This is a genomic window from Achromobacter sp. ACM04 (assembly GCF_014851465.1).
Taxonomy (GTDB): domain Bacteria; phylum Pseudomonadota; class Gammaproteobacteria; order Burkholderiales; family Burkholderiaceae_B; genus Achromobacter; species Achromobacter aegrifaciens.
In genome coordinates, this window is sequence record NZ_JACUZS010000005.1 from 52141 (window position 1) to 74859 (window position 22719).

A 22719-nucleotide genomic window follows, 5' to 3' on the forward strand; every position below is an offset into this window, starting at 1 on the left:
CGGCGCACTGGGCAGGCAAGAACGCAACACTTGCCAGCCGCGCGCGAAAGGTAAACGGGAAACAGGAAGAACCTCCCAGGACTGCCGCCCCACAAGGCGCCGGCAAACCCTGGCTCCAGCCTGTGCTGCCCCCGCAACGGTCCCCATGCGCGCAATGCGCCCATGGCAGCCCGATACCGGCCTGTTCGATCGCCAGGAAGTCCATGCAATGCCGCCAGGCCCTCACCGGCCCGCCGCGGCTTGGGCATCCTCCCCATCGTGAATGGCCTGCGGGGTCGCGGGTCGCATCGAGGTTACGTAGATGAAAACCCGCTCCATCCGGCGCTACGCCGGCGCCCTGCTCTGCTCCGCCCCGGCCGTCGCCGCCGCCCAGCAAGCCGCCCCCGACACTCCCCAGTTCGACGCCATCACGGTCACCGCCCAGCGCGTGCCCACCGACGGCCGCACGCTGCCGGTGTCGATCTCGATCATCACCGCCGAGGACATCGCGGCGTCCAGCGCCCGCACCATGCAGGACGTGCTGTCGACCCAGGCCGGCATCCATCTGATCAACACCAGCAGCTCCAGCGACAACTCCATCGTCGACCTGCGCGGCTTCGGCATCACCGGCGCCAGCAACACGCTGATCCTGATCGACGGCGTGAAGCAGAACACCAATGACCTGTCGGCCCCCAGCCTGGGCGTGGTGCCGCTGGACCAGGTCGAGCGCATTGAAATCGTGCGCGGCAGCGGTTCGGTGCAATACGGCGGCGGCACCACCGGCGGCGTGATCAACATCATCACGCGCCCTGATTTCGCCAAGGAACCGGTAAGCGCCCGCGCCACCGCCACCTTCGGCAGCTACGGCCTGCGCCAGTATGACGCCGCCGTGGCCATGAACAATGAAAAGGTCGGCATCGACGCCTACATGCAGTCGCTGCACAGCGACGGCTACCGCGATCACAGCGGCGAGCGGCGCGAGGGCGGCGGCGGCGGCATCACCTTCCGCCATGACGACGGCTCGATCCGCCTGTACGGCCGCACCACCACCCAGAAGCTGGAACTGCCCGGCCCGCGCACGATCAACCCCAAGACCGGCCTGAACGAATACCAGGACGATCCGCGCGGCTCGAAGAACGACGTCGATTACGTCAAGACCACCACCACCACCTTCGGCCTGCAGCTCGAGCAGGCCATCGGCGCCGGCACCTTGTACGCCGACCTGTCGACCCGCGAAAAGAAGCTCGACGGCCTGACCTACGACGGCTTCGGCGACATCCTGCGCGACCAGAAGCTGGAAGAGAACATCGCCAGCGTGCGCTACCGCCTGCCGATCAACGGCGGCCACAGCATCGTCTTCGGCGCCGACGGCCAGGAAGCCAAGACCACCGCCAACCAGAACGCCTACTACGACTTCCAGCCCTCGAAGTGGCAGTCGCGCCAGCACCAGTACGGCCTGTTCGCCGAAGGCCAGGTACGCGCCACCGATACCACCTACGTGACGGCCGGCGTGCGCCGCCAGTACGCCTCCGACGACCTCGACGTGATTTCCGGCTCGGGCACGGCGTCGGACCGCAGCAACCACCTGACCGCCTGGCAGCTGGGCGTGCGCCAGGACCTGCCCGCCGGCTTCGGCGTGTATGGCAAGGTCGGCCGCAGCTTCCGCCTGCCCAACGCCGATGAACTGCTGTCGGTGCAGACCCCGCTGGCGCCGCAGACCTCCACCGACAAGGAAATCGGCGTAACCTGGCAATCGGCCAGCAGCAGCGCCCGCCTGTCGTACTTCCGCTATGACCTGACCAACGAGATCCAGTACAACCCGCTGGCCGACGGCATCTGGGGCCCGGGCACGGGAGCCAACACCAACCTGGATCCGACCCGCCGCCAAGGCATCGAACTGGAAGGCCACACCGCCATTTCCAGCAGCGTGTCGCTGGACGCCAACCTTACCTGGATGGAAGCGCAATTCCGCTCCGGCACCTACGCCGGCGTGGACCTGGCTGGCAAGACCGTGCCGCTGGCGCCCAAGTGGCTGGCCAACGCCGGCGTGACCTGGCGTCCCACCGATGCGTTCCTGTGGAACGTGACGGCGCAATACGTGGGCAAGTCGCGCATGGACAACGACCAGGCCAACCAGTTCGCCAAGGAACTGGACGCCTACGTACTGTTCAACACCAAGGTGGCGTACAAGTTCACGCGCAACATCGAAGGCGCCATCGGCGTGAACAACATCTTCGACCGCCAGTACGCCACGTACGGCATCCGCGGCGGCAATGCTTCGTTCGAGATGCTGGGCCCGGTCGCCAACTACAGCCTGTACCCCGCGCCTGGGCGCAACTTCTACGCGTCGCTCACGCTGCGCTACTGATCGCGGCATTCCGATATAGTCGGCGTTCCCCGCTGGCTATATCGGTCTCCTGCATGACCCGCGCACGCACCCTCCCTCGCATCGCTCCGGGGCTGTTCCTGGCCCTGGGCGCGCTGCTGTCTGCGGGACCCGCCGCGGCAAGTTCCCTGGCAGGTCCGGCAACCCGTGCCGCGGCCGGCGCGGCCATCCAGGTCCGCGACGACCAGGGACGCCAGGTCTCGCTGGCCGCCCCCGCGCAACGCGCCGTCACCCTGGCCCCGCACGCCACCGAACTCGTCTTTGCCGCCGGCGCGGGCGACCGGCTCATCGCCACCATCCGCGGCAGCGACTATCCGCCCGCCGCCCGCCAGCTGCCCGTGATCGGCGACGGCACCCAGCCCGATCCCGAACGCGTGGCGGCGGTGCGTCCGGACCTGCTGATCGCCTGGCAGCCCGCCGCCGCCGCGCCGCTGGCGCGGGTCATGGACAAACTGGGCGTGCCGGTGTTCTACAGCGATCCGCAGACCCTGGCCGCCATCCCCGATGCAGTCGAACGCATGGGTGCCCTGTTCGGCACCGAAGCGCAGGCGCGGCCCGCGGCCCAGGCCCTGCGCGCGCGGCTGGACGCCCTGGCCGCCCGCTATGCCGGCCGCCGCCCCGTGCGCGTCTTCGTGCAGGCGGGGCTGGATCCCATCTACACCCTGAACGACAGCAGCATCGTCAGTGACGCCCTGCGCGTCTGCGGCGGCGTCAATGTCTTCGGCCAGGCCCCCGTGGTGGCGCCCCAGGTCACGCTGGAAAGCGTGCTGGCGGCGCGGCCCGAGGCCGTGCTGGCCGGCACGTCCCGACCCGAGGACGGCGCCCGCAACCTGGCCGCCTGGCAGGCGCTGGGGCTGCCCGCCGCGCGGCTGGGGCGCGTGTACGGCGTGGACGCCGACGCCCTGTACCGCCCGGGTCCGCGCCTGATCGACGCCGCCGAGGCGATCTGCGCCGATCTGGACCGCCTGCGCTGAACCGCGTCCGCGCCGCGATCTGCAAATAGTGGAACGCTACATTTCACCGGACGGGCCTGCCGCGCGGCGCCGTGCTTTATCATTCGTCCAACGAATCGCCAGTCCCCGCGGGTCTCGCATCGTGCGCACCCGCCCTTTGAACCTCCGCCATGACCACTCAAGACACTCTCACCATCGCCGGCCGCGCCTACTCGTCGCGCCTGCTCGTCGGCACCGGCAAGTACAAGGACTTCGAACAGACCCGCGCGGCGTTGGACGCCAGCGGCACCGAGATCGTCACCGTCGCCATCCGCCGCACCAATATCGGCCAGAACGCCGGTGAACCGAATCTGCTGGACTACGTTCCGCCGTCCAAATTCACGCTGCTGCCCAACACCGCCGGCTGCTACAGCGCCGACGAGGCCGTGCGCACGCTGCGCCTGGCGCGCGAACTGCTGGACGGCCATGACCTCGTGAAGCTGGAAGTGCTGGGCGACCCGCAGACCCTGTTCCCCAACATGCCGGAGACGCTCAAGGCCACCAAGACCCTGGTGGACGAAGGCTTCAAGGTCATGGTGTATTGCACCGACGATCCCATCCAGTGCCGCATGCTGGAAGACCTGGGCGCGGTCGCCGTGATGCCGCTGGCCTCGCTGATCGGCTCGGGCATGGGCATCCTGAATCCCTGGAACCTGCGCCTGATCATCGAACAGGCCCGCGTGCCCATCGTGGTGGACGCCGGCGTGGGTACCGCGTCGGACGCCGCCATCGCCATGGAACTGGGCTGCGACGCCGTCCTGATGAACACCGCCATCGCCGGCGCGCGCGATCCCATCCTGATGGCCAGCGCCATGAAGAAAGGCGTTGAAGCCGGCCGCGAGGCCTTCCTGGCCGGCCGCATGCCCAAGAAGCTGTACAGCGGCGCTCCCAGCTCGCCCAACGAAGGCCTGATCACGGCAGGCGCCCCCAAATGAACGGTCGCCAGCAGGCCGCCAGCGGCCGCCCCATCCCCAACGCGTTGACCATCGCCGGCGTCGACCCGTCCGGCGGCGCCGGCATCCTGGCCGACGTGAAGGCCATGAGCGCGCTGGGCGCCTACGGCTGCGCGGTGATCGCCGCGCTGACGGCGCAGAACACCCAGGGCGTCACCGGCATCTCTGCGGTGCCGCCCGCTTTCGTCGGCCAGCAGATCGACACGCTGTTCGCGGACGTGCGCATCGACGCGGTCAAGATCGGCATGCTGGGCCAGCAGCCGGTGATCCAGGTGGTGGCCGAGAAGCTCGCCAAGTGGACCCCCGCCCACGTGGTGCTGGACCCGGTCATGGTGGCCAAGAGCGGCGACCTGCTCCTGGAGCGCGATGCCGTGGGCGCCATGCGCGAAGCCCTGCTGCCGCAGTCCACCCTGCTGACGCCCAACCTGCCCGAAGCCGGCGTGCTGCTGGAAGAGCGCCCGGTCGAGACGGTCAAGGAAATGCGGCGCGTGGCCGAACGCCTGCGCAACAAGCTGGCCCATTCGGGCGAGCGCTGGGTGCTGGTCAAGGGCGGCCACCTGCCCGGCAACGAGACCATCGACCTGCTGCACGACGGCGACCGCATGATCGAGCTGCCCGGCCACCGCATCGAAACCGCCAATACCCACGGCACCGGCTGCACGCTGTCGGCGGCGCTGGCCGCCCTGCTGCCGCAAACCGGGGACGTGCCCGAGGCGGCGCGTCGCGCCAAGGCCTACCTCACGGAGGCCATCCGCCACGCCGAGCGCCTGTCGGTGGGGTCGGGCCACGGCCCGGTGCACCACTTCCACGCCTGGTGGTAGATCCGGACGTCTGAAACATCTGTCGGCGGGGCCGGGCGTCACAGTACGCTACGAATCGGTACAATGGTCTGTTGATTCCTCTGTTTTTTCTGACCGTCATGAACGCTTCGACCCTGCCCGACGTAGAACAAGCCCGCTTCAACATGGTGGAACAGCAGATCCGCCCGTGGGACGTTCTGGACGCCAACGTGCTGCAAGCGCTGTTCGATGTGCGCCGCGAACAATTCGTTCCGCCGGCCCTGCGCGCGCTGGCGTTTTCCGACCTGGAACTGCCGCTTGAGATCAACGCGGTCAACACCCGCCAGAACATGCTGGCGCCCAAGGTGGAAGCCCGCCTGGCGCAAGAGCTGCAGCTGACCAAGTCCGACTGCGTGCTGGAGATCGGCACCGGCTCCGGCTACCAGGCCGCGCTGCTGGGCTACCTGGCGCAGCAGGTCACCTCGGTCGAAATCGACAGCCGCCTGGTGACGTTCGCGCAGCAGAACCTGCAGATGAACAACGTCACCAACGTCAAGGTCGAAACCGGCGACGCCCGCAACGGCTGGGGCTCCACCGAGTACGACGCCATCCTCGTCACGGGTTCCGTGCCGACCGTCCCCGACGCGCTGAAGTACCAGCTGCGCGTGGGTGGCCGCCTGGTCGTGATCGTGGGCCAGGCGCCCGTCATGACGGCCTGTCGCATCACCCGCACCACCGCGGCCAGCTTCGAAACGGTGAACCTGTTCGAAACCGTCATCAAGCCGCTGCGCGGCGTCACGGTCTCCCAGTTCAAGTTCTGATCCCCAACCCTGCCGCCCGGCGCCTGCCTCCTTGACGGGGCCGCCGCGCCCCGGGCGGCCCGGCGTATCGTTGACCACCATGCGTTTCCGATTGCTAACGGCTTTACTGGTTTTTACCTGCGCCGCAAGCGTCGGCCCGACGCTTGCCCGCGCGCAGAACCTGATCCAGATCTGGCAATCGGCGCTGGGCAATGACCCGATCTACGCCGCAGCGCGCGCCAACTATCGCGCCGGCCTGGAAAAAGAGCCCCAGGCCCGTTCGCTGCTCCTGCCCTTGATTTCCGCCGAAGCCGGCGGCGCCTACCAGGAAACCCGCAGCACTCGCGGCATGGGCATCGCCTATAGCGGCGGCCGCGGCGTCTGGGATTTGTCCCTGACCCAGCCGCTGTTCGACTGGGGCCGCTGGCAGAACTTCGAGCAGTCCAAGCTGATCGTCGCCGACGTCGAAGTGCAGCTGCAACAGGCCTACCAGGACTTGCTGCTGCGCGTGGCCGATGCCTACTTCAACGTGCTCTACGCCCAGGACACGCTGACCGCCACCGAGGCCGAGAAGGCCGCCGTGGCCGGGCAGCTGGAATCCGCCAAGCGCAACTTCGAACTCGGCAACGCCACCATCACCGACACCTACGAGGCGCAGGCGCGCTACGACCTGGTGGTGGCGCAGGAACTGCGCCTGCAGAACGATCTGGAAGTCCGCCGCGATGAACTGGCCAAGATCATCGGCATGCCTCCCGGCGCCTTGTCCGAACTGCCCTATGGCGTGCAACTGCCCGCGCCGCAGCCCGCCCGCGTGGCCGACTGGAGCAACCAGGCCGAGTCCTCCAGCCTGGACGTGCTGCGCGCGCAGCTTCTGACGCGCATCGCCGGCCGCGAGATCCAGATCGCCAAAAGCGGCCACTATCCCACCCTGAACCTGCGCGCCAGCAGCGGCAGCGCCAGCGACGCCGTGATGCGCAATGCCGCGCCCGGCAAGCCCATCGACAGCACCATCGGCGTGGTGCTGTCGATCCCGCTGTACTCGGGCGGCGGGGTGTCGTCGCAAGTGACCGAAAAGGTCCAGCTGGAACAGAAGGCGCGCCATGACTATGAGGCAGCGCGCCGCCAGGCCGTGCAGGCCGCGCGCCAGTACTACACCGGCGTCACCAGCGGCCTGGCCCGCATCCAGGCGCTGGAGGCAGGCGAAAAATCCAGCCGCGCCGCGGTCGAGGCCAACCGCACCGGCTACGAGGTCGGCGTGCGCATCAACCTGGACGTGCTCAACGCCCAGCAGCAGCTCTATGCCACCCAGCGCGACCTGGCGCTGGCGCGCTACAGCACGGTGCTCGCCAGCCTGCGCCTGAAGGCCACCAGCGGCATCCTGGCCGAAGCGGACCTGGAAGCAATCAACCGCCTGCTGCGGGAACCGCGCTGAGCCGCTACGGGGCCCGGTTTACTTGTTCTGGATTTTCTTCACGAGCGCCGTGGTCGAGCGCTCGAACTCGAATGGAATCGCCACCGCGCGGCCGCCCCAGCTCTTGACCATGGCGGTCTCGGGCAGCTTTTCCATGTCGTAGTCGCCGCCCTTGACGATCAGGTCCGGCTTGAGCTGGCCGATCAGGGCTTCGGGCGTGTCTTCATGGAAGGACGTGACCACGGTCACGAAGCCCAGCGCCGCCAGCAAGGCGGCGCGGTCTTCCATGCGATTCAGCGGACGCTCGGCGCCCTTGCCCAGGCGCCGCACCGACTCGTCCGTGTTCACCGCCACCACCAGGGTCGCGCCCAGTTGGGCGGCCTGGTCGAGGTAGGTCGCGTGGCCCCGGTGCAGGATGTCGAAGACGCCGTTGGTGAACACCAGCGGCCGCGGATAGCGGCCGTCGGCGACGGCAGCGACGCATTCGTCGCGGGACAGGACCTTGGATTCGAAACGGGCGGCAGGCATGCGGCGATTGTATCGCCCCGGCTCAGGCGCCGCCCAGGATGATCTGCTTTTCCTTGGGCACGATCAGGGCCGTCATTTCCTTGCGGTAGCGGTTCAGGTCCTTCACCGTTTCGAAGCTGCGGTCCATCAGCTTGGACAGGATGTGCAGGATACGGGTGGCGACCTTCTGCTCCCACACGCCGTCAAAGCGGATCTGCGTGTCCAGCCAGTGCTCCAGCCAGCCGGGTTCCGGCAGGCGCGACTGCACCGTGTCGTTGGGGAACAGGTCCTTGTTCACGTGCAGGTTGGTCGGATGCAGGGCCTGCTGCGTGCGGCCGGCCGACGCCATCAGCACGCCGATCTTGGAGAACGCCAGGCGCGCCTGCTCGCTCGTGTCCTGGCCGCGGTCGTGCAGCGCGCGGCGCATGTACTGCAGGTAGGCGCCGGCGTGGCGGGCCTCGTCCTGGGCCACGGTCTTGTAGATGGCCTTGATGACCGGTTCCGTGTGCCATTCGGCGGCGCGGCGGTACCAGTGGTTCAAACGGACTTCGCCGCAGAAATGCAGCATCAGGGTTTCGAGTTCGGGCGCGGCGTCGAACTCGAAGCGCACGTTGTGCAGCTCTTCCTCGGTGGGCACCAGGTCCGGACGGAAGCGGCGCAGGTATTCGATCAGCACCAGCGAATGCTTCTGCTCTTCAAAGAACCACACCGACATGAACGCGCAGAAATCGCTGTCGCCGCGGTTGTCGCGCAGGAACATTTCGGTGGCCGGCAAGGCGGCCCATTCCGTGATGGCGTTCATCTTGATCGTGTGTGCCTGCTCGTCCGAGAGCTTGCTGCGATCGAAGTCGCCCCAGGGAATGTCATGCGCCATGTTCCAGCGCACGGCTTCCATGGTCTTGAAGAGTTCAGGATAAAGCATGGTCTGCCCTTGTATTCGTCCCGCTAGTGGGGCTATAGATATAGAGATTAAGAATGGCGCGCGCGCTGCCGGCGAGGGCGCTGCATTCATCCACCGCAGCGCTATTTTTCGCCGTGTACCGCGAAGCTATGATGACCGTTTCATGAATGAAACATGACAGATACCGTCTAGATCATCGCGCCGCCTATCGGGTCAAGGCCCATATCGCGACCCCGATGGCAACCGCGGCCACCCCAACCAGCGCTGCAACCAGCCGGTTGTTCTGTTCCTGGGCCCGCCGCAACTGGATCATCTCGGCCAGCAAGGCGGGCGAGACGTTGGGACGGCTCAGGTGGTCATGGACCAGCCTGGGCAAAGCAGGCAGCATTTGCGACCACTGCGCGGCTTCTTTTTCCAGGCTCTGCCGCAGCCCCTTGAATCCGACGCGCTGACGCATCCAGCGTTCCAGATAGGGCTTGGCGGTCTTCCAGAGATCCAGGTTGGGATCGAGCTGGCGGCCCAATCCTTCAACGTTCAGCAGGGTCTTCTGCAACAGGACCAGCTGCGGCTGGATCTCCACATTGAACCGGCGCGAGGTCTGGAACAGCCGCAAGAGCACCTGCCCCAGCGAGATCTCCGACAATGGCCGGTCAAAGTACGGTTCGCAGACGGCGCGCACGGCGCCCTCCAGTTCTTCTTCGCGCGTATCGGGCGGCACCCAGCCCGATTCAATGTGCAGTTGCGCCACGCGGCGGTAATCGCGGTGGAAGAAGGCCAGGAAATTCTGCGCCAGGTAATTCTTGTCGAACTCGGACAGCGAGCCCACGATGCCGAAGTCCAGGGCAATGTAGCTGCCCAGCGTTTCCGGACGGTCGGACACGTAGATGTTGCCCGGGTGCATGTCGGCGTGGAAGAAGCCGTCGGTGAAGACCTGGGTGAAGAAGATCTCCACGCCGGTGCGCGCCAGCGTCGGGATGTCGATGCCGGCCTCGCGCATGCGCTCCACCTGGCCCACCGGCATGCCGTACATGCGCTGCATGGTGAAGACCGTGGATGCCGTGTATTCCCAGATCACCTCGGGCACGATCAGCATGTCGCCGCGGCCGGACTCGGGGCCGAAGTTGCGGCGCAACTGGCTGCAATTGGACGCTTCTCGCACCAGGTCCAGCTCGTCGTGCAGGTACTTGTCGAACTCGGCCACCACTTCGCGCGGCTTCAGGCGGCGGCCGTCGGCGCCCAGGCGCTCGATGATGCGCGCCACCACTTTCAGCAGCGACAGGTCTTTCTCGATGATGCTGAGCATGCCCGGGCGCAGCACCTTGACCGCGACCTCGCGGCCGTCGTGCAGCACGGCAAAGTGCACCTGCGCGATCGAGGCCGAGGCTACCGGATCCACTTCGAACTGCGCGAACAGCTTCTCGGGCGGCGCGCCCAGCGCCGCCTCGATGCAGGCCGCGGCCTGCGCCGAGGGGAACGGCGGCACGCGGTCCTGCAAGAGCGCCAGTTCGTCGGCGATATCGGCGGGGATCAGGTCGCGGCGGGTGGACAGCACCTGTCCGAACTTCACGAAGATGGGGCCCAGCGACTCCAGCGCCAGGCGCAGCCTCAAGCCGCGCGGCTTGCGCGGACGCGTGCCCAGGCGGATGACGCGCAGCAGGCAGGTGGCCAGCGGATGGTTCAGGCTGGAGAGCACCAGCTCATCCAGGCCGTAGCGCAGCGAAACCAGAATGATGCGGAAAAGGCGCAGCAGGGGAAACATGTATCAGGCGCCCCGCTTTGCGCTGGCGGATGCCAGGCGGGTTTGCAGCGCGGCGGCCGAGCGGGCCAGCGCCTCGGCGCGGGCGTTCAGCTCGGCCAGGTCCAGCCGCCACTGCTCCAGCGCGGGTCGGCTGGCCAGCATGCCGCTTTCCTCGGACAGGTACTCGGACACGTTCTCGGCCAGTCTCAGGCTGGCCGTGCGCGCGCCGCCGGCGGCCGCGCGCGCGCCACCCACCAGGCGCAGCGCGGCGATGTCGCCCACCACCCGGGCCAGCGCGTCCTCCGGATCCCAGCGCAGCTGCTTGGACAGGTCCGACACCACTTGCGCCAGCGCCGCGTCGCCCGAGATATGGGTGGCCTCGGCGAAATCGGGGCGCTCGCGGTCCGCGCCCAGGCGCGGCAGCGGCAGTTTTTCAGGCGCGACCGTCAGGGTCACGTCGGGCACCACGGCCGCATCGGCCTGGGCCGCCAGGCCTTCGCTATCGATGGTAAGGCCCAGGCTGAAGCCGCCCAGCGCGAAACGCACCGTCTTGCCCGCATGCCGGACCAGGCGCGCGCGCGCCCAGTCCTCGCGCCGCAACAGGGCGTTGAGCGCGCTTACAGCCAGTCGCGAGGGGGTGGGCAGGAACGGAAGAGGCAGCATGGCGGTCTGCAACGGCCCCGATTGCGGGGGTTGCGGAAGTTAATGGGTAAATCGGGAGTGTAACGGGTTAGATGGCTGGGTGTTTTGCGCAAGCACATGGAAAAACCGGCCCTGTAAGGGCCGGTTCAAACAGATGCCTTGCGGCATCCGCAACGGAGGTGGGGATCGGCCCCGGCCGGCCAGGCTTAGCTGGCGAGATCCACCGGGATCTGCTGGATGCCTGCCAGCAGCCAGCCGCCATTGGCGGGCTTGAACAGGTTCCAGACTTCCTCGAAGCGGAAGGCCTCGGCGCCCGGCGCTTCGCGCAGCATGCCGGAGAAGCGCACGCTGGCCAGGTGGCCGTCGGACACGGTTTCGATGCCCAGCATTTCAGCGTTCAGCAGGACCACTTCGGTCTTGTTGGGCGCCGCGCCGCGCTCGGCCAGCTGCGGCTTGAGCTCGGTGATCAGGTCGTCGGTCAGGAACTCGCGCAGGCCATCGGTGCTGCCGCTGTCCCAGACGGCCTGGATGCGCACGAACTGCTCCTTGGCCTGCTTCAGGAAGTTGGGCGTATCGAAGTCACCCGGCACGAACCAGTTGTTGTCGTCGCCCATCTTGGGCATCGCGGCCGGCGCCGCGGCGGCGGCAACCGGAGCCGCTGCAGCAGGAGCCGCCGGCTTCAGCGTTTCACGCCACATCGGCTGCTGTTGCTGCTGGCCCGGCGCGTTGTTGGCGCCACCGAACGCGCCCTGCGTGGCAGTGCGCGGACCGGAGCCGCGCAGGCGGCGGATGATGAACATGACGGCGAACACGACCGCGGCGATCAGCAGCGCGGAGCCGAGGAACTCGGCGAAAGCGCCCGACAGGCCCATGCTGGAGAGCAGCGCGGCGATACCCAGGCCAGCGGCGATGCCGGCGATGGGGCCGAGCCAGCGCGAAGCGCCGCTCTTGGCGGCGGCGCCCGCAGTGGCAGCGCCGGCCGTGGCCGCGCCGGCGGCTGCCGGAGCGGCGGTAGCGCCCGCCGTGTTGCTGGCGGCGGTCGGCGGCGTGGTCGCCTGGCGCTGCTGGGTCACGTTGGAGGATTGTCGGCCGACGCTGCTGCCGCCGCCCGCACGGCGGGCTTCGGCGTCAAACGACGCCGTCACCAGTGCCGCGCCGGAAACGGCGATCAGCGCCGCGGCGACAAACCGCGAAAGACAGAACTTGGACATAGGTTTGCTCCCTCGTACTCGCGCTCCTGCCGCCCCGAGCAGCAGGAAGTCCCACGGACCGCGGGACCTTCGTCGCGACTTTTCTTACATTAATCTGAATACCGTAAGAATAACGGACAAGACGCCGCCCCACAAGTTCCCGCAGGGCGGCGAAAAATCCGGATGGCCGGGGCGGATCAGCCCAGCTTCACGCCTTCGTGCAGAGCGGCGATGCCGGCGGTCAGGTTGAAGTACTGCACCCGTTCCAGCCCGGCCGTGCGCAGCATGTCCGCCAGGGTTTCCTGGTCGGGGTGCATGCGGATGGATTCGGCCAGATAGCGGTAGCTGGCTTCGTCCTTGGCGACCTTCTTGCCCAGCCAGGGCAGCACATTGAAGGAATACCAGTCGTAGGCGGGGGCCAGCGGCTTGGCCACGCGCGAAAATTCCAGCACCAGCAGCTTGCCGCCCGGCTTCAGCACCCGGGTCATTTCAGCCAGGGCGCGGTCCTTGTGGGTCATGTTGCGCAGGCCGAAAGCCACGCTGACGCGGTCGAAATGGCCGGTGGGGAACGGCAGGCGCTCGGCGTCGCACACGGCGGTGGGGACCAGCAGGCCGGCATCGGTCAGGCGGTCGCGGCCCACGCGCAGCATGGAGTCGTTGATGTCCGTGAGCCAGACCTCGCCCGTGGGGCCGGCGCGCTTGGCGAAGGCCTTTGCCAGATCGCCCGTGCCGCCAGCAATGTCCAGCACCTTCATGCCGGGGCGGATGGCGGCGCGGCCGATGGTGAACGCCTTCCAGACGCGGTGCAGCCCGGCCGACATGAAATCGTTCATGACGTCGTAGCGCTGGGCGACCGAATGGAAGACTTCGGCGACTTTGCGGGCCTTTTCGCCTTCCGGCACCGTCTGGAAGCCGAAATGGGTCGATTGCGAGGCGGAATCCGCGGAATGTTGCGATTCGGAGGGGTTTTGCATGGTGAATTCCCGATATATCGTTCAATGGTAGCCTATCGGGCTCCCGCGGGCGGCCGGCGGACGCGGACAATGACGCCCGGCGGTCACATACCTGAAATATTGCGGCCATACTATCGCAATGTTCGCGCCGCGCCGGCGCTCAGAAGTGTGCCCAATCCGCCATGTCCAGCACCATCCTCGTCGTCGAAGACGAACCCGCCATCCAGGAACTGATCGCCGTCAACCTGTCCTTCGCCGGACACAAGGTGCTGCGCGCCTTCGACGCCGACCAGGCCCAGACCCTGATCCGCGCCGAACTTCCCGACCTGATCCTGCTGGACTGGATGCTGCCCGGCACCTCCGGCCTGGCCATGGCGCGCAAACTGCGCAACGACGAGCGCACCCGCGCCGTGCCGGTGATCATGCTGACCGCCAAGGGTTCCGAGCAGGACAAAGTCGACGGCCTGGAAGCCGGCGCCGACGACTACATTACCAAGCCCTTCTCGCCCAAGGAGCTGATGGCACGCATCAAGGCCGTGCTGCGCCGCCGCGCCCCCCAGCTGACCGACGACGTGATCGACGTGGGCGGCCTGAAGCTGGATCCGGTGACGCATCGCCTGTCGGGCAACAGCCAGTCGCTGCAGATCGGCCCCACCGAATTCCGCCTGCTGCACTTTTTCATGACGCACCCCGAACGCGTGTTCTCGCGTTCCCAGCTGCTGGATCAGGTCTGGGGCGACCACGTCTTCGTGGAAGAGCGCACGGTCGACGTACACATCCGCCGCCTGCGCAAAGCGCTGGAACCCAGCGGCCACGACGCGCACGTGGAAACGGTCCGCGGCAGCGGCTACCGGTTTACTGCCCAGCTCCCGACGCGGTAAAAACTCCCGCACGATGATCTGGCTGCGCACTCTTTTCCTGGTCGCCCTGTGGGCGGTTGCCGCATTACTGGCCCAATGGCTCATAGGAGACCCGGCGGGCTGGATACTGTTTTCCTTCGCGCTGGCCGCCATGCTGCTCTGGCGCAGCTGGCGCCTGCACCTGGTGTCCCACTGGGCCAACCACCCCGATACCTCGCCGCCCGCTTCGGTCGGTCCCTGGGACGACATCCTCGCGCCGCTGTACCGCTACACCCGCGCCCGGGCCCGCGAACTGAACGAAACCCAGAACACCATGCAGGGCATGCTGGCCGCGGCGCAAGCGCTGCCGGACGGCGCGGTGACGCTGAACGAGGATTTCCAGATCGACTGGTGCAACCGCATGGCGCGCCAGCACCTGGGCCTGCGCCTGCCGGCCGACCGCGGCCATAACCTGCTGAACCTGCTGCGCGCGCCCGAATTCGTCGAATATGCGCACCGTCCGTCCTGGCCCGAGCCCATACTGGTACGCCTGGGCCAGCAAGGCCAGGAGCGGCTGATGATGATGCAACTGACGGCCTACGCCAGCAACCAGCGCCTGCTGATCACGCGCGACGTCACCCAGATCGAACGCCTGGAAACCACGCGCCGCGACTTCGTGGCCAATGTCTCGCACGAATTGCGCACGCCTCTGACGGTACTGGCGGGTTTTCTGGAAACCCTGCGCGACATGCCCGCCGACGCCCTGCCCGCCGAACAACGCGAGCAGTACATCGACATGATGCACGAGCAGGCCCAGCGCATGCAGGCCATCGTCGAAGACTTGCTGACCCTGTCCACGCTGGAATCCTCGCCGGGCAGCGACCCGCGCGCGGTCAACATGGGCGCGCTGCTGCAGAAGGCGCGCCAGCAGATCGAGGCCCTGTCGGGCGGCCGCCACGTTCTGGAGTGGCACATCGATGAATCCCTGGACGTGCTGGGCGCCGAAACCGAACTGACCTCGGCCCTGTCCAACCTGCTGACCAACGCGGTGCGCTACACGCCGGACGGCGGCACCATCACCGTGCGCTGGGAGCGCGAGGAAGACGGCGGCGCGCGCTACAGCGTGCAGGACACCGGCATCGGCATCCCCGCGCGCCACCTGCCCCGCCTGACCGAGCGTTTCTACCGCGTGGACCGCGGCCGTTCGCGCGCGGTGGGCGGCACCGGCCTGGGGCTGGCGATCACCAAGCACATCGCCATGCGCCACGACGCCGAACTGCTGATCACCAGCGAACCCGGCAAGGGCAGCGTGTTCGCCCTGCGCTTTCCGCCCGACCGCATCGCCATCGACAGCCCGGCCTGAGCCGTCCGCCGGACCTGACGCAGCGCGGATGGTAAATTTCCTGCCATGCGCATCCTGGTCATCGAAGACGAACCCAAACTGGCCGACTACCTCAAGAAGGGCCTGTCGGAGCAAAGCCACGTCGTGGACCTGGCTCGCGACGGCGTGGACGGCCTGCATCTGGCGCTGGAAGGCGTCTACGACCTGATCGTGCTGGACGTGATGCTGCCGGGCGTGGATGGCTTCGGCGTGCTGGCTGCGGTGCGCGAACAGAAGGACACGCCCATCCTGATGCTGACCGCGCGCGACGCCGTCGAGGACCGCGTGCGCGGATTGGAAGGCGGCGCCGACGACTACCTGGTCAAGCCTTTCGCCTTTTCGGAACTGCTCGCGCGGGTGCAGGCGCTGCTACGCCGCGGACGCTCTCAGGAACCCACCCTGCTGCGCCTGGCCGACCTGGAACTGGACCTGGCCCGCCGGCGCGCCCAACGCGGCGGCCGCCGCCTGGACCTGACCGCCAAGGAATTCAATCTGCTGGCCCTGCTGCTGCGCCGCCAGGGCCAGGTGCTGTCGCGCACCACCCTGGCCGAGCAGGTCTGGGACATGAACTTCGACAGCGACACCAACGTCATCGACGTGGCGGTGCGGCGGCTGCGCAGCAAGCTGGACGACCCCTACGACACCAAGTTGCTGCATACAGTGCGCGGCATGGGCTACGTGCTGGAATCGCGCCCCGCGGATAACCGCCCGGCATGAAGCCGCTGCGCATGCGTTCCATGCAGGCGCGGCTGACGCTGCTGCTGGGCGCCATCGCCCTGCTTGTGTCCAGCCTGGCGGGAGCCACGCTGTTCTGGGCGCTCAAGCGCGAAGTGGAACGGCAGGAAATCACCGAAGTCAGCGGCAAGCTGGAATTGATCGATCACCTGATCGACATGCAGAACAACGCCCGCGGCCTGAAAGACTTGGCCGCCACCTTCGACGAGATGCGCGCGGGCGAAGGCCAGCTGGGCATCTGGATCGTGGATGCGCACGGCCACTCCGTGTACGGCGGCCCCGCTCCCGAAACGCTGGCGACCGGCGACGGCAGGCAGGTCGTGCTGCAGACCGCCGACGGCGGCCGCATGCGCGGCCTGCGGGTCGCCATGAACGACCGCATCCTGCCCGGCGCGCAACTGACCGTGGCGGTCAGCACGCGCACCAGTTCGCAGTTCCTGTATGCCTATGGCACCGCGCTGGTGCTGATCTGCGCGCTGTGGGTCGGCGCGACCGTGGTGTTGGCGGCCTGGGCCGTCAGGCGCAGCATGGCGCCGGCGCGCAGGCTGTCCGAGCAGGCGGCCAGCATCCAGCCCGACAATCTGGCGCGGCGCCTGCCGCTGGAAGACACCGACCGCGAATTGCACGAGCTGGTCCGTTCCTTCAACCGCACGCTGGAACGCCTGCAGGCCGCCTACCAGCAGATGGAAGGCTTCAATGCCGACGTGGCGCACGAGCTGCGCACGCCGCTGGCCACGCTGATCAACGGCACGCAGGTCATGCTGTCGTCGCCGCGCGACGCGGCAGAACTGCGCGATGCGCTGGAATCCAACCTTGAAGAGCTGGAAGACCTGAAGACCCTGGTCAACGACATGCTGTTCCTGGCGCGCGCCGACCGCGGCGAACGGGCCGCGGACCTGGCGCAGGTATCGCTGGCCGCCGAAGCGCGACGCGTGGCCGAATACTACGAAGCCACGCTGGAAGAAAGCGGCGTGCATCTGCGCTGCGCAGGCGACGCCACCGTGGCCGCCAACGCCGGGTTGGTGCGGCGCGCGCTGGCGAACCTGATTTCCAACGCCATCAAGGCCACGCCCCGGGGCGGCGAAATCGTGCTGACCTGCTCGGCTTCGCCCGCGGGCGCGCGGGTGGAAGTGCGCAACCCAGGCCCGCCCATCCCGCCGACGGACCTGCCCCGCATCTTCGACCGCTTCTTCCGCTCCAGCCAGGCGCGCGCGCCGCGCAGCGAAGGCCACGGCCTGGGCCTGGCCATCGTGCGCGCCATCGCGCGCATGCATGGCGGCGAGGTCGACGCGGCCTCGGGCGCGCATGGCACCGTGGTCGGCATCACGCTGCGCGCGCCGGAGGGCCATGCCACCGCGGACAACATTACAAAATCGTAATGTGCGGGACAGAATGGGGTCACCCCCGTTCCTCTACAGTACGCTTGCAATCACATCGTCCCGCAACGGAGCATCATGAACCTTTCCCGTCTTACGCGCCGCCTGGCCCTTGCCGCGGCCCTGTGCGCGCCCGTTTTCGCCACCGCCCAGACGCCCGTCAAGGTCGAGGTCTGGAAGACCCCGACCTGCGGCTGCTGTGAAGACTGGGTCAAGCACATGCGCGACAACGGCTTCGCCGTCACCACCCACGACGTCCAGGACACAGGCCCCATCCGCCGCAACGCCGGCATGGCCAACTACGGTTCGTGCCACACCGCGGCCGTCGAAGGCTACGCGATCGAAGGCCACGTCCCGGCCAGCGACGTGCGCCGCCTGCTGCTCGAAAAGCCCGACGCAGCCGGCCTGGCCGCGCCCGGCATGCCGCTGGGCTCCCCCGGCATGGACGGCCCCGAATACGGCGGCCGCAAGACGCCGCATGACGTGGTCCTGGTGGACAAGCAGGGCGGCGCCAAGGTGTTCCAGGCCTACCGTTAACGCGCGAACCTTCAGGTTCTGTCCGGGCATCGCTCTTTGTGGCGATGCCCGTATCGTTTGTGCGCCTGAAACAATTCATCCATGCCGCCTCAATGGCTACTCCTTGCACTGCAGCAAAAATGGGCCACAATCAATAAAACGGATTCCTCACCCACCCCTCAGGCTGTCATGGCACAAATCGTCCTGTTCGAGAACATCCACCCGAGCGCCCGCGCTGTTTTTGAAGCCGCCGGCTACTCCGACATCGTCACGCATGCGGCCGCCTTGCCGGCATCGCAATTGAGCGACGCCCTGCGCGGCGCTCAGGTGGCGGGGATCCGTTCTCGCACGCACCTGGATGCCGCCCTGCTGTCCGGCAACCCCGACCTGCGCGTCGTGGGCTGCTTCTGCATCGGCACCAACCAGGTCGACCTGGACGCGGCCATGCAGCGCGGCATCCCGGTGTTCAACGCACCGTTCTCGAACACCCGCTCGGTGGCCGAACTGGTGCTGGGCGAAGCCATCCTGCTGCTGCGCCGCATTCCCGAAAAGAACGCCCGCGTGCACCTGGGCCACTGGGACAAGAGCGCTGCCGGCGCATTCGAGACCCGCGGCAAGACGCTGGGCATCGTGGGCTACGGCAACATCGGCTCGCAGATCAGCACGCTGGCCGAAGGCCTGGGCATGCGCGTCGTCTATCACGACGTCGAAGCCAAGCTGCCGCTGGGCAATGCCCGGCCCGCCGCCACGCTCAACGAGCTGCTGGAGCAGGCCGACGTGGTGACCCTGCACGTGCCGGGCGGCAAGACCACCGAAAAGATCATGAACGCGGAAACCATCGGCCGCATGCGCCGTGGCGCCATCCTGATCAACGCCTCGCGCGGCACGGTGGTGGATATCGACGCGCTGCATGCGGCGCTGAAATCCGGCCATCTGGCCGGCGCCGCGCTGGACGTGTTCCCGACCGAGCCCAAGGGCGCGGACGAGCCGCTGGCCAGCCCGCTGATCGGCCTGCCCAACGTGATCCTGACCCCGCACATCGGCGGCAGCACGCAGGAATCGCAAGAGAACATCGGCCGGGAAGTGGCCGAGAAGCTGGTGCGCTTCCTGCAGGCCGGCACCACCAAGGGCGCGGTCAACTTCCCCGAGCTGCCGTATCTGGAGCCCGCCGGCGGCACGCGCATCCTGCACGTGCACCGCAACGCCCCGGGCGCGCTGGGCACGCTGGACAACCTGATGGCGCAGCATGGCCTGAACATCGTCAGCCAGACCCTGCAGACCCGCGGCCAGATCGGCTATGTGATCACCGACGTGGAAGGCGAAGTCAACGACGTCGTGATGTCCACGCTGCGCAGCCACCCCATCACGGTCCGCTGCGACCGGCTGTAAGCCACCGCCGCCGTGGCGGGCAGCGCGTCATGCGCCGCCCGCCAAACGGCTCAAGACTCTGCCGCGGCGGCCGCCAGGCATTCCGCCATCTTCTCCTGCACGCTGCCGGCATCGAACGGCAGCCGGCCTATCAGGCCGATCTCGCGGTGGAACGCCGCCTCCCCCAGCGGCAACAGCCGCAAGCCGGTCATGTCCAGCCGCCGCAGCTGCGGCAACAGCGCCACGCCCAGCCCCAACCGCACCATGTTGGCGATGGCGTCGATCTCGTCCAGCTCCACAGCCTCGCGCACCGGGATGCGCTGCTTCTTCAGGAACAGGTCCACCACGCGCCCGCCGAATGACGCGCGGTCGTAGCGGATGAAGGGCTGGCTTGCCAGCAGTTCGCGCCAGGGCGCGATGGGCATGGAAGCGGGCATGGCCAACATCACCGGTTCACGCAGCAGGGGCTGCCAGCCGAGTTCGGGCGGCAGAGCGAAGGGCGGCTTGATCAGCATGGCCATGTCCACCTCGCCCGCATCCACCTGCCCCAGGAGCGACAGCGACACACCTGGCACGATGCGCACCCGCACATCCGGATAGACCGCGCGAAATCCGCCCAGCGCGCGCGCCAGCAGGTCCTGCTGCACCGACGCGATGGCGCCGATGCGCAGCAAGCCGCTGACATGGCCCGCCCCGCCAGCTGTAATCATCCGCTCGGCCATGGCGACCAGTTCTTCCGCCTGCGGCAGCACTTCGCGGCCGTGCGCATTCAGCACCGCGGCGCGCGCGCTACGGTCGAACAGCGGCCCGCCCAGGTAATCCTCCAGGCGCTTGATCTGGGCGCTGACGGCAGACTGGGTCAGGCCCAGCCGGGCGCCGGCGCCGGTAAAGGTGCCGTCCCGCGCCACGGCGATGAAGGTCTTGAACTCTTTGATCACGATCAATTATTTCGATGCTAAGTAGCAAAAAATATCGTTTTTCAATCAAAAAAACAATACCTAAACTACCCATCGATGCTAGGCCGTCCAAACTTGCGATGGCTCGCAATCTGACTGATCATTTTTTCTTCGCCTGACCCGGAGCCTTCCATGACCGCTCAAACCAACCTGCCGCCGTTCCACCTCGCCTTCCCGGTCCGCGACCTGGCCGAAGCCCGCGCCTTCTATGGCGAAAAACTGGGCTGTCCGGAGGGCCGCAGCTCGCCCGAATGGATCGACTTCAACTTCTACGGCCACCAGATCGTCGCCCACCTGGCTCCCGGCGAATGCGGCCACAAGGCCACCAGCGCCGTGGACTCGCACAATGTGCCGGTGCGCCATTTCGGCGCGGTGCTTTCCATGGAACAATGGGAAGCGATGGCGAAGCGTCTGACCGACGCCGGCACCGAATTCGTCATCGAGCCCTACATCCGCTTCAAGGGTGAAGTGGGCGAACAAGCCACCATGTTCTTCCTGGATCCGTCGGGCAACGCGCTGGAATTCAAGGCGTTCAAGAACCTGGATTCCCTGTTCGCCAAGTAAACCGTCTCTACAGGTTTCGTGTCGTTGAACGCAAATTCAGAACCTCCTTCTCCGGCCGAAACCTCCTGGCGCATCCTGCCCCAGGGTGACCGCTGCCTGATCGTTTCCTTTGGCGACCAGATCGACGCCGATGTCGGCAGGACCTGTCTGGCCGCGGCCGGCAAGCTGCGCGACGCGCGGCTTGCCGGCGTGACCGACGTGGTGCCTTCCTTCGTCGCGGTGGCGGTGCATTACCGCCCCGGCGCCAGCGGCGGCCCCACCTACCCGCAACTGGCCGAGCGCATCGGACAACTATTGTCCGAAGGCATCGCCGCGGACGCCCTGGGCGGACGCGAGATCGACATCCCGGTCTGCTACGGCGGCGAACATGGCCCCGACCTCGCCGAAGTGGCCGACGCCGCCGGCCTCACTCCCGAAGGCGTCATCCAGCTGCACAGCCAGCCGCGCAGCATGGTCTTCATGCTGGGCTTCGCGCCCGGCCACGCCTATCTGGGCGTGCACGACGAAAAACTGAATATCCCGCGCCGCGCCTCGCCGCGCACCGCGGTGCCGCCCGGCGCCGTGGCGGTCGCCAACCGGCAGACCGTGATCTACCCGAACCGCCTGCCCGGCGGCTGGAACATCATCGGCGCCACGCCGCTCACCATGTTCGACCCGGCCCGCGAACCCGCCGCCCTGCTGCAACCCGGCGACTCGGTCCGCTTCGTGCCCATCAGCCCCGAGGACTTCAACCGCATCCGGGGAACCCGGCCATGAGCGTGACCGTGATCAAGCCCGGCATGCTGTCCAGCTTCCAGGACTGCGGCCGCGAGGGCTACCAGCATCAGGGCATCCCCGCCGCGGGCGCCATGGACGAGCGCGCGCACCGGCTGGCCAACGCGCTGGCCGGCAATCAAGACGAACACGCCACGCTGGAAATGACCCTGACGGGTCCTACCCTGCGCTTTGACGCTGCGGCCTGCTTCGCGCTGGCTGGCGCCGACCTTGGCGCCACGCTCAACGGCCAGGACATTCCCGTCCACCGCCCGCTGGTGGCGCGGACGGGCGACACCCTGGCCTTCGGCGCCAGGCCGGCCGTGGGCGTACGCGGCTATCTCGCGGTGCACGGCGGCTTTGCGCTGCCGCGCGTCATGGGCAGCGAAAGCACCTACCTGCGCAGCGGCTTCGGCGGCTTCCAGGGACGCGCGCTGGCCAAGGGCGACCAGGTGCCGCTGCATGCGCCGCTGGCCGCTGGCCGCGACCTCGACGCCTTGCAGGAAGCGCTGTGGAACCAGCGCGTCTACCTGCCGGCGGCGCTGGGCGCCAAGCGCCGCGAGTTCATCCGTTTCCTGCCCGGCATGCACTGGGAGGAATTCTCCGAGGCCACCCGCCAGGCCTTTGGCGGCGGCGCGGAGTTCCGCATCAGCCCGCAGTCCGACCGCATGGGCTACCGCCTGCTGGGCCCCGCGCTGGCCATGAGCCAGCCGCGTCAGATGCTGTCGGAAGCCGCGTGTTTCGGCACCGTGCAGGTGCCTTCGGGCGGCGAGGCCATCATCCTCATGGCCGACCGGCAGACCACCGGCGGCTACCCCAAGATCGCGCAGATCGCCACGGTGGACCTGCCCGTCCTGGCGCAGTGCGCACCGGGCCAGACGCTGCGCTTCCAGCTGATCGAACTGGAAGAAGCGCAGCGCCTGGACGGCGAACGCGAGCGCGCCTTCACGCAATTGCAGGACGCGCTGGCGCCGTTGCGCGCGCTCCTCGCCTAGAAAGG

General features: G+C 67.7%; 22 protein-coding genes. 15 read left to right on the forward strand and 7 right to left on the reverse strand.

Translation table 11 applies throughout. The features are described 5' to 3' along the window. Positions 1-301 precede the first annotated feature (301 nt). The 6 genes from IB259_RS25560 to IB259_RS25585 all read left to right on the forward strand — a co-directional run bounded on the left by IB259_RS25560 (position 302) and on the right by IB259_RS25585 (position 7321). Entirely contained in the window at positions 302-2347 is a 2046-nt protein-coding gene (locus IB259_RS25560; RefSeq protein ID WP_054454975.1) for a TonB-dependent receptor, read from the forward strand. Between the two features lie 53 nt (positions 2348-2400). Further along, positions 2401-3339, forward strand: coding sequence for a cobalamin-binding protein (locus tag IB259_RS25565; RefSeq protein ID WP_192330445.1), 939 nt, complete (start codon positions 2401-2403; stop codon positions 3337-3339). A gap of 149 nt (positions 3340-3488) precedes the next feature. Then, positions 3489-4292: a thiazole synthase gene (locus IB259_RS25570; protein WP_054454980.1), complete on the forward strand. Its 804-nt coding sequence runs from the start codon at positions 3489-3491 to the stop codon at positions 4290-4292. Continuing rightward, a complete protein-coding gene (gene thiD / locus IB259_RS25575; RefSeq protein ID WP_054454982.1) occupies positions 4289-5131 on the forward strand; it encodes a bifunctional hydroxymethylpyrimidine kinase/phosphomethylpyrimidine kinase in 843 nt (280 codons plus the stop codon). The genes IB259_RS25570 and thiD overlap by 4 nt, the downstream gene beginning before the upstream one ends. A 98-nt stretch (positions 5132-5229) precedes the next feature. Continuing rightward, the gene (locus IB259_RS25580; RefSeq protein WP_054454984.1) at positions 5230-5910 is read left to right on the forward strand and encodes a protein-L-isoaspartate O-methyltransferase; all 681 of its coding nucleotides are present in this window, start codon (positions 5230-5232) and stop codon (positions 5908-5910) included. Between the two features lie 79 nt (positions 5911-5989). Continuing rightward, positions 5990-7321, forward strand: a complete 1332-nt coding sequence (locus tag IB259_RS25585) for a TolC family outer membrane protein (protein ID WP_054455867.1) — start codon at positions 5990-5992, stop codon at positions 7319-7321. Between the two features lie 18 nt (positions 7322-7339). Here IB259_RS25585 and rfaE2 read toward each other — a convergent pair whose 3' ends face one another. The 6 genes from rfaE2 to ubiE all read right to left on the reverse strand — a co-directional run bounded on the left by rfaE2 (position 7340) and on the right by ubiE (position 13252). After that, positions 7340-7828, reverse strand: coding sequence for a D-glycero-beta-D-manno-heptose 1-phosphate adenylyltransferase (gene rfaE2 / locus IB259_RS25590; RefSeq protein ID WP_175212761.1), 489 nt, complete (start codon positions 7826-7828; stop codon positions 7340-7342). Positions 7829-7850: 22 nt separating this feature from the next. Then, a complete protein-coding gene (locus tag IB259_RS25595) occupies positions 7851-8729 on the reverse strand; it encodes a ferritin (RefSeq protein WP_054454988.1) in 879 nt (292 codons plus the stop codon). A 184-nt stretch (positions 8730-8913) separates the two neighbouring features. Then, positions 8914-10467 (reverse strand): ubiquinone biosynthesis regulatory protein kinase UbiB, encoded by a 1554-nt coding sequence (gene ubiB, locus IB259_RS25600; protein ID WP_054454990.1) that lies wholly within the window; start codon positions 10465-10467, stop codon positions 8914-8916. Between the two features lie 3 nt (positions 10468-10470). Then, positions 10471-11109, reverse strand: a complete 639-nt coding sequence (locus tag IB259_RS25605; protein WP_054454992.1) for an SCP2 domain-containing protein — start codon at positions 11107-11109, stop codon at positions 10471-10473. Positions 11110-11294: 185 nt separating this feature from the next. Further along, entirely contained in the window at positions 11295-12299 is a 1005-nt protein-coding gene (locus IB259_RS25610; RefSeq protein ID WP_054454993.1) for a Tim44 domain-containing protein, read from the reverse strand. A gap of 176 nt (positions 12300-12475) precedes the next feature. Beyond that, entirely contained in the window at positions 12476-13252 is a 777-nt protein-coding gene (gene ubiE / locus IB259_RS25615) for a bifunctional demethylmenaquinone methyltransferase/2-methoxy-6-polyprenyl-1,4-benzoquinol methylase UbiE (RefSeq protein WP_054454995.1), read from the reverse strand. 161 nt (positions 13253-13413) lie between these two features. Between ubiE and phoB the strand changes: the two genes are divergently transcribed. The 6 genes from phoB (at position 13414) to serA (ending at position 19467) form a co-directional block, all read left to right on the forward strand. Beyond that, positions 13414-14112 (forward strand): phosphate regulon transcriptional regulator PhoB, encoded by a 699-nt coding sequence (phoB, locus tag IB259_RS25620; RefSeq protein WP_006227196.1) that lies wholly within the window; start codon positions 13414-13416, stop codon positions 14110-14112. A 13-nt stretch (positions 14113-14125) separates the two neighbouring features. Beyond that, positions 14126-15433, forward strand: coding sequence for a phosphate regulon sensor histidine kinase PhoR (phoR, locus tag IB259_RS25625; protein ID WP_054454997.1), 1308 nt, complete (start codon positions 14126-14128; stop codon positions 15431-15433). Between the two features lie 45 nt (positions 15434-15478). Continuing rightward, the gene (locus IB259_RS25630; protein ID WP_192330447.1) at positions 15479-16168 is read left to right on the forward strand and encodes a heavy metal response regulator transcription factor; all 690 of its coding nucleotides are present in this window, start codon (positions 15479-15481) and stop codon (positions 16166-16168) included. Further along, positions 16165-17565 (forward strand): heavy metal sensor histidine kinase, encoded by a 1401-nt coding sequence (locus IB259_RS25635; protein WP_054455000.1) that lies wholly within the window; start codon positions 16165-16167, stop codon positions 17563-17565. The genes IB259_RS25630 and IB259_RS25635 overlap by 4 nt, the downstream gene beginning before the upstream one ends. Positions 17566-17640: 75 nt before the next feature. Then, complete coding sequence (locus IB259_RS25640; protein ID WP_054455004.1) at positions 17641-18099, forward strand: DUF411 domain-containing protein; 459 nt, start codon at positions 17641-17643, stop codon at positions 18097-18099. 168 nt (positions 18100-18267) lie between these two features. Beyond that, on the forward strand, positions 18268-19467 hold the full coding sequence (gene serA, locus IB259_RS25645) for a phosphoglycerate dehydrogenase (protein WP_054455006.1): 1200 nt from the start codon (positions 18268-18270) through the stop codon (positions 19465-19467). A 50-nt stretch (positions 19468-19517) separates the two neighbouring features. On the opposite strand, the gene IB259_RS25650 is transcribed toward serA, so the two are convergent. Next, a complete protein-coding gene (locus tag IB259_RS25650) occupies positions 19518-20384 on the reverse strand; it encodes a LysR family transcriptional regulator (RefSeq protein WP_054455868.1) in 867 nt (288 codons plus the stop codon). A 150-nt stretch (positions 20385-20534) separates the two neighbouring features. On the opposite strand from IB259_RS25650, the gene IB259_RS25655 reads away from it, so the two are divergent. From IB259_RS25655 to IB259_RS25665, 3 genes are read left to right on the forward strand one after another with little or no spacing between them, the layout of a single operon-like run. Beyond that, positions 20535-20966 (forward strand): VOC family protein, encoded by a 432-nt coding sequence (locus IB259_RS25655; RefSeq protein ID WP_054455008.1) that lies wholly within the window; start codon positions 20535-20537, stop codon positions 20964-20966. Positions 20967-20990: 24 nt separating this feature from the next. Then, positions 20991-21722: a 5-oxoprolinase subunit PxpB gene (gene pxpB, locus IB259_RS25660; protein WP_119452173.1), complete on the forward strand. Its 732-nt coding sequence runs from the start codon at positions 20991-20993 to the stop codon at positions 21720-21722. After that, on the forward strand, positions 21719-22714 hold the full coding sequence (locus IB259_RS25665) for a biotin-dependent carboxyltransferase family protein (protein ID WP_192330449.1): 996 nt from the start codon (positions 21719-21721) through the stop codon (positions 22712-22714). Before pxpB ends, IB259_RS25665 begins: the two co-directional genes overlap by 4 nt. Positions 22715-22719 lie beyond the last annotated feature (5 nt).